The 10,557-nt window shown below is 41.2% G+C and carries 7 protein-coding genes and 1 tRNA gene; all 8 read left to right on the plus strand.

Annotated features, from left to right (window positions below):
• Positions 1–3,340: YadA-like family protein (locus QZL64_RS03800; RefSeq protein ID WP_296309273.1), on the plus strand; the 3,340-nt coding region annotated here is incomplete at its 5' end.
• Positions 3,341–3,965: 625 nt separating this feature from the next.
• Positions 3,966–4,616 carry a tRNA (guanosine(46)-N7)-methyltransferase TrmB gene (trmB, locus tag QZL64_RS03805; protein ID WP_021840678.1) on the plus strand — a complete coding sequence of 217 codons (651 nt, stop codon included), beginning with the start codon at positions 3,966–3,968 and terminating at the stop codon, positions 4,614–4,616.
• A 2-nt stretch (positions 4,617–4,618) separates the two neighbouring features.
• Complete coding sequence (locus QZL64_RS03810; RefSeq protein WP_021840679.1) at positions 4,619–5,905, plus strand: FtsW/RodA/SpoVE family cell cycle protein; 1,287 nt, start codon at positions 4,619–4,621, stop codon at positions 5,903–5,905.
• A gap of 170 nt (positions 5,906–6,075) precedes the next feature.
• Positions 6,076–7,356, plus strand: a complete 1,281-nt coding sequence (gene uraA / locus QZL64_RS03815) for a uracil permease (RefSeq protein WP_021840680.1) — start codon at positions 6,076–6,078, stop codon at positions 7,354–7,356.
• A 208-nt stretch (positions 7,357–7,564) separates the two neighbouring features.
• Positions 7,565–7,639: transfer RNA gene (locus tag QZL64_RS03820), tRNA-Arg, on the plus strand.
• 859 nt (positions 7,640–8,498) lie between these two features.
• Positions 8,499–9,407, plus strand: coding sequence for a DUF6282 family protein (locus QZL64_RS03825; RefSeq protein ID WP_021840681.1), 909 nt, complete (start codon positions 8,499–8,501; stop codon positions 9,405–9,407).
• A 53-nt stretch (positions 9,408–9,460) separates the two neighbouring features.
• Positions 9,461–10,198, plus strand: coding sequence for a PIG-L deacetylase family protein (locus QZL64_RS03830; protein ID WP_021840682.1), 738 nt, complete (start codon positions 9,461–9,463; stop codon positions 10,196–10,198).
• Between the two features lie 72 nt (positions 10,199–10,270).
• The coding region (locus QZL64_RS03835; RefSeq protein ID WP_296309275.1) for a hypothetical protein at positions 10,271–10,557 on the plus strand (287 nt) is incomplete at its 3' end.

Here is a 10,557-nt window from a genome sequence, read left to right on the forward strand (position 1 = left end):
CGGCTTAACTGTTAAATTGGCTAAGGATCTTAGCTTATCTGATGGTAGCGTAGCCTTTGCAGAAACTGCGAAAGATAAAGATGGAAACGCTCTCGTGAAAGGTGAAGACGGCAACTGGTACACGGATTTGACGGATGCTGTTTATGATGCAGATTCGCAGACTTACACCAAGGACGGTGCAGCTTTAACGGCTGTCGAAAGTCCGGTCGTGGGAGTGGTGAAGTTAAGCTCGATAGGTCTCGACAACGGTAATCAACGGATTGTAAACGTAGCAACCGGTATTGATAAGACTGATGCCGTTAATGTGGGGCAGTTGGATACTGCTATTTCCAACGTTGTGACTTCGGTTGGCGGAGCGCATACGGAACTTACTCTTGACGGTAAATCTGCCAAAGCCGGTGCTGATGGTGCCTTAGGCGAATACATTGGTGAAAACAATCTTACCATGGCTGTTAAAGATGTTAAAGGTCAGAAGGTATACGACCTCAAATTGAAGAATGAAGTTGTTATCGGCCAACCTGGTAAGGACGGCAAAGACGGTACGCCTGGTAGCATCGGATTAGTTGGTCCACAAGGCCCTGCCGGTGAAGATGGTCAGCCGGGTAAAAATGCATACGCCGAAATCTCTGTGAAGAACGGCGTTGACGGTGTTGATGGCAAGCATGGTAAAGACGGTATCACTCGTATCGTTTATGAAGATGAAAACGGTGAAGAACATACCGTAGCTACGCTGGAAGATGGCTTGAAATTTGCCGGTGATACAGAAAATGTAACTATCGCTAAGAAACTCAATGAAACCTTAGAAGTTAAAGGCGGCATTAGTGATGCAAGTATGCTCACGGATAACAACATCGGTGTTGTGGCCAAAGCTGACGGCGGCTTAACCGTTAAATTAGCTAAGAACCTTAACTTGGCTGATGGTAGTGTACGCATTGGTGGAACTACAGCGGAAGATGGCACTCTTGCCGGTGGTATCTATATTGCTAGCCAGAAAGATGTTCCAACAACTAAGGATGGTAAGACCGAAGATGGTTTATTCATTACCGGCCTCACCAATACGAAGTGGAATCCTGATGCTAATGGTATCGTGAGTGGCCGAGCAGCAACTGAAGATCAGTTGAATGCAGCTATTTCTAATGTGGTAACATCCGTTGGCGGTGCTCATACGGAGCTTACTCTCGACGGTAAATACGCCAAAGCCGGTGCTGATGGCGCCTTAGGCGATTACATTGGTGAAAACAATCTCACCATGGCTGTTAAAGACGTTAACGGTCAGAAAGTTTATGACTTGAAGTTGAGTAACGAAGTCGTTATTGGTACACCGGGCAAGGACGGTAAAGATGGTACCCCAGGTAAGATTGGATTAGTTGGTCCGCAAGGCCCTGCCGGTGAAGATGGCCAACCGGGCAAAAATGCTTACGCTGATATTTCCGTGAAGAACGGCGTTGATGGTGTTGATGGGAAGCATGGTAAAGACGGCATTACTCGTATTGTTTATGAAGATGAAAGAGGCGAAGAACATACCGTAGCTACGCTGGAAGACGGCTTGAAGTTTGCCGGTGATACAGAAAATGTAACCATCGCTAAGAAGCTCAACGAAACCTTAGATATTAAAGGTGGTATTAGCGATGCGAGCTTGTTATCCGATAATAACATCGGTGTGGTAGCCAAAGCTGATGGCGGTTTAACTGTTAAATTAGCGAAGAACGTTAATCTAAATGACGGCAGTGTTCGTATTGGTGGAACGCCTGGTACAGATGGCACAGTTAGCGGTGGTATCTACATCGCTAACCAGAAAGGTGTTCCGACAACTAAGGACGGCAAAACCGAAGATGGTTTATTCATCACAGGTTTAGCCAATACTGCTTGGAATCCGGATGAAAAAGGCATTGTTGAAAACCGTGCCGCTACTGAAAAACAACTGAAAGCAGTCGCCGATTCTTCTGCAAGAGTGGATGCAGCTAACTTGTCAAAGGATAATGTAAATAGTTGGAAGACTAAATTAGGTATTACCGACACACTCCTTGGTGAAGCGGGGGCTTGGAAGTTAACCGTAAATGGTGACGGTGAACGGTCCATTAAGAAAGGCTCTGTGATTAACTTCGTTAACGGCGAAAAGGTTCAGATTACCCAAGATAATAATGACATCAAGGTAGCTCTAGACGCTGAATTCGTAGAGCAAGTTACCAATAATACGAAGAATATCACAAAATTGGACAAGCGTGTAACTAAGGTTGAAGGCGATGTAACCGATGTTAAGCAAGACATTACTAAGATTAACAATGATATCACCAATATCAACCAAGACATTAGCAACATCAACACTAAGATTGAAAACATCGAAGGTAAAGCGGGCGTAGCCAATGTAGTCGGCGATCCGGAAACTGGTGTTAAGGTTGAAAAAGTTGATGCTAATGATGCAACAAAAGGCGTAAAAGTTAGTCTTGAAGAAAAAATTACGGTAGGTGGTATTACAATTGACGGCACAACTCCAAGCGAAGGTGAAACGGCAAATCGTACAATTACAGGCTTAACTAACACAACTTGGGATGCTGAAAAGGCTGTCGATAATCGCGCCGCTACGGAAGGTCAGTTGAAGGACTTTGCTAAGAGTATTGCCAGTACGGCCGGAGCTACTACGATTAATGGTGACGATAATATCAACGCTGTTAAAGTGGAAGGCAAAAACGAATACAACTTATCCTTAAACGATGACTTGAAGGTTGGTAACAGCATTGCCGTTAATAACATGACGTACATTTCCAAAGATGGCATCAATGCTAATGATAAGGAAATTAAGAATGTGAAAGCTGTTGAGCTTACAGCGGAAGGAACCAGTGCTGCTACAACCGGTCAAGTTTACACGGTTCGTCAAGAAATGGCAACCGCAATCGGTGGCGTAGCTACAGCCGTTCAGAACAATGCTCGTCAAATCGCCAAATTGGACTCGAAAGTCAATAAATCCGGTGCCGGTGCCGTCGCCTTGGCAGCCTTACATCCACTGGATTACGATCCTGACAACAAATGGAACTTCACGGCCGGTATGGGTACTTACCACGGTTCTAATGCAGTAGCTTTGGGTGCCTTCTATCGTCCGAATGAAAATACATTGTTCAGTATCGGCGGCTCTATGGGCAATGGGGAAAACATGATGAACGTCGGCGTCAGCATGAAGTTCGGTAACTCCAATCCGTACGCAGGCATGAGCAAAGGCCGTTTGATTGAGTATGTTGAAAAACAGACCAGCGAAATCGACGATTTGAAAGCTCAGAACGAAAGTCAGAACGAACGAATCCAGAAATTGGAAGAATTGGTTCAGTCCTTAATGGCTGCCCGATAGTTTAAAGAAGTTAGTTTTTAAAAACTTGGGAATGTGTAAGTAGTTAAAAGATGTTAAGCGAACAAGTGCTTAAAAGATGTTAAGTGTACAAGTAGTTAAGCTTTTTGCAATAGGCAAAGCAAAGTAGTTGGCAGTACCTTTAATGTAAGGGTGTATATAGCATTTACTCTATGGTTAGTGTTAAGGCGGGAGGTGAATCGGAGGAGCCAAAGTAAGTGGTTCCTGCAAATGTAGATTTAGTTAACCGTGGCAGTCATTGGCTGCAGGGGACACTGGTTGACTTTAAAATCTGCAGTAATAACTATTCTTCTCAAACAAATGAGGCTGTATCTAAAATGTGGGTAAATCTACATTTTGATACAGCCTCATTTGTTTTTTAGTTTTTTTTTAAAAAAGAAATCACCGGAAGGACGCAACCCATGATTAGACAAGGCACTCTTCATATTAAGGCAGCAAATGCGATTTTCTGCTATCGGTGATTTCAATTTAATTGTATCACACAACTCTAAAATAATTTAGTCGATTAAGGGAATCATGTTTTTCCCTTGTTCCGTTGAGTATTTTAAAGCAATACTATATAATTAATTAGATAGAGAATTTTAACATAAGTTGTGAAGGAGACAATATGCGATTACGTAGAAAACCTTGGATTGACGAGGCTATTCATGAATATGATTCCCACGTGATTTTAGAAAACCACGAGGCGCACAAAGGTAAGTGGCGAGAGATGTTCGAAGACCCGACAAAACCTTTGTACTTTGAACTTGGCACCGGTAAGGGCCGCTTTATTGCAGGCATGGCAGAAACTCACCCGGAAGCCAATTTTGTAGGCTTTGAAGTGCAGCTCGGCGTTTTATATTACGCGGCTCAGAAGATTTTTGAACGCAATTTGCCAAACGCCAAAGTATCTTTATTTGATATTGCCGGCATTGAAGACGTTGTGGCACCGGAGGAAATCGATCGTTTTTACATCAACTTCTGCGATCCATGGCCGAAAGCACGCCATGCGAAGCGTCGTTTAACATATCGTACGTTTTTAGATAGATATGCTCGTTTACTAAAACCACAGGGCGAAATTCATTTCAAAACAGATAATGAAGGACTCTTTTTGTTCTCCTTAGAAGAATTTAAAGAATGCGGCTGGACGTTAAAAAATGTGACTTACGATTTACACAGCACGGATACGCCGAATGTAATGACTGAATACGAAGAAAAATTTAGCAAAAAAGGACAGCCGATTTTCCGCCTGGAAGCAATTAAACCTGAGGAGGCGTAATTATGGCGCAAAAGGTTAAAAAATTACCTTCGTTCAGTTTGAAAACGCTGTTCCGCAATGATGCGCAGGCCATTATGGTTATGGTAGGCATTTGGATTATTATCGGGAGTCTCAATATCTATAGTGCGACCTCGGTGGATTTAGTGCGTCAAGATTCGTTCTTTTCCAGCAATATTGTAAAACATATCATATATTTAACGCTCGGTTTATTTTTAGGGCGAGGCGTGTATAGGCTGGATTATCGAAGGCTGAAAGACGAAAAGTTCTTAAATATAATTTCCTTGGTTCTTATCGTTTTATTGGTAGCCGTTTTTGCGGGTGTACAAGTTAACGGTGCGTATCGCTGGATTTCCCTGCCTTTTGGCGTATCGATTCAGCCGTCGGAATTTGCTAAATTAGGCGGCATTATTTGGACTTGTAAATATATTGAAGACTGGCGCAAGCGCTATCCTCATGTAGAGCTTTTAGAAAAACACGATTTATACGGGCGGCGATTTGCACCGCCGTTTACCTATCGGCCAACCAAAGCACTTTGGGCGCCGATAGCATTTGCCGGTCTTACGCTGGTAGAACCGGATACAGGGACGGCCATGTTAATTTTGGCATTCCCTTTACTGTTGATGATAATCGGTAAAATGAGCCGAACATCTTTGACTCAACTAAAATATCTCGGGTTCATGGGGATAATTGGTTTTATTGTTTTGATTTGGGTTTCTGATTATCGGCGTGACCGTATTTTAGCGTGGTGGGACCCTTGGGGCCATTCGTTAACCAAGAGCTTCCAAAGCGTACAAAGTCTTGTGGCCATCGGATCTGGTGGGATTTTTGGCCAGGGCCTTGGTGAGGGGACGGCTAAGTACTTCTACTTACCGGAAGCTCATACTGACTTTGCCTTTGCCGTTTGGGCTCAAGAAACAGGCATATTGGGGGCGCTGTTTTTAGCGATTGTCATATTCCTGTTTGTTGTTTACGGTTTGCGTGTGGCGGCTGACGCCCGTGATTTATTCGGAAAACTACTAGCTATCGGCATTACTTGCCTCATTGGGGGGCAGGCCTTTTTCAATATGCTGATGGTTTGTGGCGTTTTGCCGGTTACCGGTGTACCATTGCCATTTGTTTCTTATGGTGGTTCCTCGTTATTGATGAACATTTTTGCGGTGTCTATTTTGCTTAGCATTTCACGCAGCAATGAGCTCGCTAATCGCCAGATTGGGGCACAAGGTGTGGCACCGTCCCTTCGCGAAGAGACGCGTAGTCGTTTCAGACCATCCGCTGGTGGCGTTAAGTAAGGACGCGTAAGATAGCAGAATGAATTCATCGTATACAAGACACTTGATGAATTGAACTTTTATTGATATTAATATCAAACAGGCTGTTTTTAGACTGCGTTTTTAAAACGCAAGTTTATATATTTTATAGTATTAAGGGTTTAAAAGGATTTCAGAAAGGATTTAGAGGAATGAAAGACTTTATTGACGTATCTGAACGGCCGTCAAACGCGGCCATGTTGCCGTTGAGTTTCCAGCATTTATTCGCCATGTTCGGGGCTACCGTTTTGGTACCGTACTTGTTAAAAGCGGATCCGGCAACGGCGTTATTTATGAACGGGATTGGTACCATTTTGTACTTATTTATTTGTAAAGGGAAAATCCCTTCCTATTTGGGCTCCAGTTTTGCGTTTATCGCGCCGGTATTATCCGTTATGGCGGCCGGCATGTCTTATGAAGCGGCACAGGGCGGTTTTATCGCCTTTGGTTTAGCCTTTATAGTATTGTCCTTCATTGTTCGTGCCGTTGGTCTCGGCTGGATTGATTTGTTATTCCCACCGGCAGCCATGGGTGCCATTATCGCCGTTATCGGCTTGGAACTCGGTCCGGTAGCTATGGGCATGGCCGGCATCGTTGGTGACAGCTGGCAAACCTTGGGCATGACCCACACACAAGTTGTGACCATTTCCATGTTCTCCTTGATTGTAACTATCTTGGGCACCGTTATTTTCCGTGGTTTCTTCGCGGTAATTCCGGTACTAATCGGCGTTGTGTCCGGTTATGTGTTGGCGGCCATCATGGGTGTAGTCGATTTTTCAAAAGTATCCGAAGCGGCTTGGTTCTCCTTGCCTCATATGACCACACCGGTTTTCAATATTAACGCAATTTTGATGATTATGCCGGCTTTGTTCGTAGTATTTGCGGAACACGTAGGCCACTTGGTGGTAACCAGTAACATCGTAGGTCGCGACCTCATGAAAGATCCGGGCCTGGAACGCTCTTTATTGGGCGACGGTATCGCCAACATTCTGTCCGGTTTCTTTGGTGCGACACCAAATACGACCTATGGTGAAAACATCGGCGTTTTGGCCATTACTCGCGTTTTCAGCGTGTACGTTATCGGCGGGGCGGCTGTGTTAGCGATTATCTTCTCCTTTATCGGCAAAATCGCTGCATTAATCCACGCTATTCCGGTACCGGTTATGGGTGGCGTAAGTATCTTGTTGTTCGGTATCATCGCAGCATCCGGCTTGCGTATGCTCGTTGAACGTAAGGTAGATTATACACGTCCTGATAATTTGATTTTGACGTCTATCGTTATGATCACCGGCCTCAGCGGCGCTCAAGTAACACTTGGCCCGGTTGTCCTTCAAGGCATGGGCCTCGCTACCGTAGTAGCTGTTATTTTAAGCCTTTGCTTTGCAATTCTTCGCAAAACAGGTATCGGTAATAAACAGCTTAAACACGACTAAGTTGAGGTTGTGTTTTGATTGAGCCGTGTATACGGTACGGCTAAGTTATAACTAGATTATAGCTAGATTATGACTTAGCCCGTATTTGACAGTGTATAATCAGCACTGATATAATAATTGGGTAACCTTGAAGGGGTTTGCAATTATGATTCATGATTAAGTATTAGTTTTGATTCGTGACTGTGAAAACATCAGGTTATCCCAATATGCGCCTATAGCTCAGGGGATAGAGCACCGGTCTCCGGAACCGGGTGCGCAGGTTCGAATCCTGCTAGGCGCACCAGATAAATAAAGGCTTCTCGAAATTTCGAGAGGCCTTTTTTCGTGTATTTGATTCAAATATTGAACTCAATAAGGAGCGTGTGAGATAAAAAATACGTATGTGATTTTTGTAAAATGGTAAAAGCATAAAAGTGTGTATTTGCAGATAATATTTTTATCTTGTAAGTATTTGATTTTGATGATCTAGCGGATTTTTGATTAGACTAAATTTTATGGTGGAATGTTGAGTTTTATGAAGAAATTTAAAAAGAAATGCATAGTACTGTCGAGAAGTTTAATAAAACTTTAATTTACTTTGTTTGATATGAGAGGCGAATATTTGAATAAATAATAGGACGAGTCTGTAGCAGAATTCGATTAATAGGTATTTTGCTACAGCTTTTTTGTATATTTTTTTTCTGCATAAATATGATTTCTGGGGGGGTGATGTTTATGTTGTGCAGAAATGTTGCTTTGTGGATTGATAATTTAGTGCGCCTGTTTTGTTGTGGTATGTAGTGGTTTGTTGGATTTTAGGTGTAGTATATATAGATGCTATAGCAACTAAAATATTTATATGGCAAGAGGATGTTGAAGGCGAAGATATACATATTTCTTAGTGTTATAGGTTTATAAAGAAGAAATATTTAATTTATTGAATTTATAATCTTAAAATATGAATAAAATATCCTTTTCAATCTTATGTGAAAGAGCGAAATAGATGTTATTGCAATTATTTTTATTGACTTTTAGGAATGATTGGTATAGAATGCAGTCATAATGATGTTGCAAGAAACACAAAAGTATTAAATAATTTGCATTCTGGCGTATAAAAAACTATAGCGGGGATGAAATTAATGGTATTTTGAAGGAGGTTAATTATGAGTGATGTAAAAAAAATAATTGAAGGGGCTTATGATTTACACGTTCATTCTGCACCGGATGTGTTACCAAGAAAGATGGATGACTTGGAAATGGCTGAAAGATGCACGAATGGTCCACTGGCGGGATACGTTATAAAAAATCATTGGACTCAAACCGGTGAAAGAGCAAAATTAATAAATAAGCTTTATCCGAAATGTGATGCAATCGGCTCTATTACTTTAAATAGTTCAGTCGGAGGAATAAATGCACCGGCTGTAGAAATGGCGGCTCGAGATAATTGTAAATTGGTTTGGTTTCCTACTTGTGACAGTGAACATGAAATGGCACATCAATTTAATGGAGATCCAAATAAAAAATTAGCCTTCTGGGCGTCTATTGTAATTGAGATGAAGAATGCGGGAATTAAGGTTCCTACGATTAATATCCTTGATGAATTTGGTCAGTTGAAGCCAGAAGTTTATGATGTTTTAGATGTTATAGCTAGATACGATTTGATTTTAGCAACCGGACATATCTCTCATGAAGAAGCTTATAAGCTGGTTCCTGAAGCAGCTAAACGAAATGTTAAAAATATACTTATTACACATGCAACATTTCCAACTACATTTTATTCCGTTGAAGATCAAAAAAAGTTTATTGATTATGGAGCTAAGATTGAACAGTGTTATACAACATGGAAGACGGACAAGGTAGCGTTTGACATAGTGGCAGATCAGATAAGACAAGTAGGGCCAGATAATTGTATTCTTGCCACTGATCTTGGTAATACAAAACTGTGTTATCCAGACGAAGGGTTAGCAGAGTTTGCAGAAAGACTTTTACAAAAAGGTTTTTCTGAGGATGAAATTCGAACTATGGTTGTAATTAATCCAAAAATTTTATTGGGGAAAAATGACATTGAATAAAAGATTGTATTGGGTTTAAGTAAAATGATTAGAGTAATTTAGGAGGAACTATTATGGAAGGCAAGAGAATTTTAGTAGTAAGTGCACATGCAGCAGATTATGTATGGAGATCGGGTGGTACAATTGCAAAATACATTAAACATGGTGCTAATGTGGATGTTGTGGTTTTAAGTTTTGGGGTTAGAGGTGAGAGTGCAGCACAGTGGAAAAAAGAAGGAGCCACGTATGATACTGTAAAGCAGAATCGACTAGAGGAAACAACTAAAGCCGCAGAAATTCTTGGCGTTAAAAATATTGAGTTTTGGGATCTTCCAGATTATCCAATGAGACCGTATCTTACGGAAGATATTCGAAAGAGAATGGTAAAGAAAATTAGAGAAGTTAGACCAGACATCATTATTACGCATGATAAAAAAGGAAAAGACATATTAAATCCTGATCATAATGATGTATCAGAGTTTGTATTTGAATGCTCTATTCATTCAAATTCAAGAGGCGTTATTGTAGATAATCTTCCAACGACTAAACAAATGCGTTTATTTGGGTTTGAACCTCATCAAACTGAACTATCACAATTTGTTCCTGATGAGTTAGTAGATATTACAGAGGTTTATGAACAAAAAGTTGCGGCGATGCAGTGTTTCCAGGCACAGCATCATCTCATTCAGTATTATACAGAAAGAGCAAATCTTCGAGGCAATCATTTAAGAAGAATTTCAGGTAATCAGACTTATAAATATGGAGAGGCATTTTCAAGCTTTTTTCCTATTGCAGGTGATGAATTAGTATAAATTTATATTTCTAAAATAGATTAGATAAAGGGGATAATTCCTGACCGAATTATCAATAAGAGGGATAAAACTATGATTAATGAATGTGCACCATTGTTACCGGAAGATATTATTAAAAGAGCTGAAAAATTAAATGTAGCATTAATTTTGGATGGAGTGAAAGCCGCTAAAATTGATATTCCTAATGGAGGTTGTATGGACGCAGACATCAACCCCTGTGTAAGCGGAGCTACAGTGGTTGGTACGGCTCTTACTGTAGAAGCGGCTGAGGGAAATAACTACCCAATTCATATAGCAAGTTATAATTTTAAAGCAGATGGCTATATCATGGTAATTGATGGTAAAGGGTATAGGGAAAG

The organism is Veillonella sp. CAG:933 (assembly GCF_000431435.1).
Lineage (GTDB): Bacteria > Bacillota > Negativicutes > Veillonellales > Veillonellaceae > Veillonella_A.

Excerpts from the sequence above, each read along its gene's own strand:
- trmB (WP_021840678.1), top strand. The coding sequence starts at position 3,966 with ATGCGATTACGTAGAAAACCTTGGATTGACGAGGCTATTCATGAATAT.
- QZL64_RS03810 (WP_021840679.1), top strand. The coding sequence starts at position 4,619 with ATGGCGCAAAAGGTTAAAAAATTACCTTCGTTCAGTTTGAAAACGCTG.
- uraA (WP_021840680.1), top strand. The coding sequence starts at position 6,076 with ATGAAAGACTTTATTGACGTATCTGAACGGCCGTCAAACGCGGCCATG.
- QZL64_RS03825 (WP_021840681.1), top strand. The coding sequence starts at position 8,499 with ATGAGTGATGTAAAAAAAATAATTGAAGGGGCTTATGATTTACACGTT.
- QZL64_RS03830 (WP_021840682.1), top strand. The coding sequence starts at position 9,461 with ATGGAAGGCAAGAGAATTTTAGTAGTAAGTGCACATGCAGCAGATTAT.